Origin of the sequence: Mesorhizobium sp. M4B.F.Ca.ET.017.02.2.1, from assembly GCF_003998955.1 — a bacterium.
In the GTDB taxonomy this organism is placed as follows: Bacteria; Pseudomonadota; Alphaproteobacteria; order Rhizobiales; family Rhizobiaceae; genus Mesorhizobium; species Mesorhizobium abyssinicae.
Map to the genome: position 1 here is coordinate 1 of NZ_RZOF01000521.1, position 2,781 is coordinate 2,781.

Consider the following 2,781-nt stretch of genomic DNA (forward strand, 5'->3'; position numbering starts at 1 on the left):
GGTCAATCTCGGCTGGCCGTCGGTCTTCGCGCTCATCGCCTGCATCCTGGCCGGCGGCCTTGCCGGCTACATCAACGGGCAGCTCGTCACCCGCGCCTTCGTGCCGGCCTTCATCGTCACGCTCGGCATGCTCGGCCTGGCGCGCGGCCTGGCGCTGGTCATCTCGCAAGGCAGGGCGATCTACGGGCTGCCGTCGGCGATCGTCTATATCGGGCAAGGGAGGCCGTTCGGCATCCCGATGCCGGTGATCATCCTGGTGCTGACGGCGATCGTCGCGCATTGCGTGCTCGCCTACACACGCTTCGGCCGCCACACGCTGGCGCTGGGCGACAGCGAGGGCGCGGCGCGCGCCGCCGGCATCCGCGTCGAGCACCATCGCCGCATCATCTATACGCTGTCCGGCGCGCTCGCCGGGCTCGCCGGCCTGCTGTTCACCGCCCGCGTCAATGCCGGCGACCCGACCGCCGGTATCAACTACGAGCTCACCGCCATCACCGCGGCGATCATCGGCGGCACCAACCTGTTCGGCGGCCGCGCCTCGATCCTCGGCACGATGATCGGTGCGCTGATCATGGGCGTCTTACAGAACGGGCTGACGCTGCTTGCCGTGCAGTCCTATTACCAGCAGATGGCGATCGGCGCGGTGCTGATCCTTGCCGTCTTCATCGACCAGTACCAGGTCCGGAAGGAGTCGCGCGTATGACGCTTCTTTCGCTTCAAGGCATCCGCAAAAGCTTCGGCGCGGTCGACGTCCTGCACGGCGTCGACCTCAAGGTCGCTGCCGGCGAGGTGGTCGGGCTGGTCGGCGACAATGGCGCCGGCAAGTCGACGCTGATGAAGACCATCACCGGCATCTACCGTGCCGATTCCGGCTCGATCGAATTCGACGGCAAGGACATCCTTGCGCTCGACCCGGGCCAGCGGCGCGAGCTCGGCATCGAGATGATCTATCAGGACCTGTCGCTGGCCAAGCAGCAGGACGTGGCATCGAACATCTTCCTCGGCCGCGAGCCGACGAAACGGGTGTTCGGCCTGTTTCCCGGTTTCGTCGACAAGGCGGCTATGGACCGCGAGGCGACGCGGATGATCGAGCGGCTCGGCGCACGACTGCCGTCGATCAACCGCTCGGTCGGCTCGTTCTCGGGCGGCCAGCAGCAGACGGTGGCGATCGCCCGGGCGCTGACCTTCAACCCGAAGCTCGTGATCATGGACGAGCCGACGGCGGCGCTTGCGGTGCGCGAGGTGCAGAGTGTGCTCGACCTGATCCGCCGGCTGCGGTCGGAAGGCATCGCCGTCATCCTGATCTCGCACCGGCTGAACGACGTGCTATCGGTCACCGACCGCATCGTCGTGCTGCGTCACGGCCGCGCCGATGCCGATCTCGTCACCAGCAAGACCAACATGAACGAAGTCGTCAGCCGCATCGTCGGCGGTGGCGATGTCAGCGCCGCGGCGGCGCACGAACAACGAGGCTAGAGCTCATGAACACCTTTGGACTGCACACTTTCGCCATCGCTCCGGTCTGGGACCTTGCCCGCATCGAGCCGCAGATGGACCGGTTGAAGGAACACGGCATCGGGCTGATGGAAATTCCGCTGCTGCGCCCGGAGGAGATCGACACCAAGCGCACGCGGGGCTTCGCCACCCACTATGGCGTTGAGCTGATCCCGTCGCTCGGCCTGCCGCGTTCCCTCGACGTGGTCGAGCGGCCGGACGAGGCGCTCGACTTCCTGCAGCCGGCCTTCAAGGTCTGCAACGAGGTCGGCAGCGAGGCGCTCGGCGGCGTCACCTACGGCACGATCGGCAAGACGACGGGCCGGGCGCCGACGCGCAAGGAGATCGACGGCATGTGCCGCTTCCTCGAACGGGCGGCGAAGTCGGCGAAGGCGCGCGGGCTGAAGCTCGGCATCGAGCCCTGCAACCGCTACGAGACGCATCTGATTAACCGCGGCATCGATGCGGCCCGGATCATCGAGCGCATCGGCGCCGACAACATCTTCATCCATCTCGACACCTATCACATGCATATCGAGGAGGAGAGCTTTGCCGCCGGCTTCGAGGCGGCCGCGCCCTTCCTCGGCTATGTGCACGTGTCGGAAGCCAACCGCGGCGTGCCGGGGCGCGGCATGATCAACTGGGCGGCCTGCATGAAGGCGATCGCCGACATCGGCTACGAGGGGCCGATAACGCTCGAAAGCATGAACCATGTCGACGTCGACATCGCCGGCGGACTGGCGGTGTGGCGCCCGGTGGCTGAAGACCCGCGCGACGTCATCGAGGTCGGCCTGCCGTTCCTGCGCGACGAGGCGAGGAAGGCAGGGCTGAGCCTCGGCAGATAGAAGGTCGCCAGGCTCTCCGTCAGAACGGGTAGTGCTGGCCGGGATCCTCGATCGTCACCCAGCGCAGGTCGGTGAATTCGGCGATCGAGGCCTTGCCGCCGAAGCGGCCGTAGCCGGAACCTTTGACACCGCCGAACGGCATCTGCGCCTCGTCGCCGACGGTCGGGCCGTTGATGTGGCAGATGCCGGCCTGGATGCGGGCAGCGACCGCCATGGCGCGCTTGATGTCGCGGCTGAAGACGGCCGACGACAGGCCGTATTCGGTGTCGTTGGCGACGCGCACCGCCTCGTCCTCGCCCTTGACGCGAATGACTGGCTTGACCGGCCCGAAGGATTCTTCCGCATAGACGCGCATCGAAGGCGTCACGTGATCAAGCAGCGTTGCGTCCACCACTGTGCCGGTACGCTTGCCGCCTGCGACGAGCTTCGCACCCTTGGCGAC

The 2,781-nt window shown here is 66.8% G+C and carries 4 protein-coding genes; 3 read left to right on the top strand and 1 reads right to left on the bottom strand.

Annotated elements, in window-relative coordinates; genetic code table 11:
* From EN738_RS33130 to EN738_RS33140, 3 genes are all read left to right on the top strand, one after another.
* Positions 1-703: ABC transporter permease (locus tag EN738_RS33130; protein ID WP_145967017.1), on the top strand; the 703-nt coding region annotated here is incomplete at its 5' end.
* Positions 700-1,476, top strand: a complete 777-nt coding sequence (locus EN738_RS33135; protein ID WP_127287228.1) for an ATP-binding cassette domain-containing protein — start codon at positions 700-702, stop codon at positions 1,474-1,476. The genes EN738_RS33130 and EN738_RS33135, both read left to right, overlap by 4 nt.
* Positions 1,477-1,481: 5 nt before the next feature.
* A complete protein-coding gene (locus EN738_RS33140; protein ID WP_127287229.1) occupies positions 1,482-2,339 on the top strand; it encodes a sugar phosphate isomerase/epimerase family protein in 858 nt (285 codons plus the stop codon).
* Between the two features lie 19 nt (positions 2,340-2,358).
* On the opposite strand, the gene EN738_RS33145 is transcribed toward EN738_RS33140, so the two are convergent.
* Positions 2,359-2,781 (bottom strand): aldehyde dehydrogenase family protein (locus EN738_RS33145; protein ID WP_127287230.1); only part of this gene is annotated, 423 nt, incomplete at its 5' end.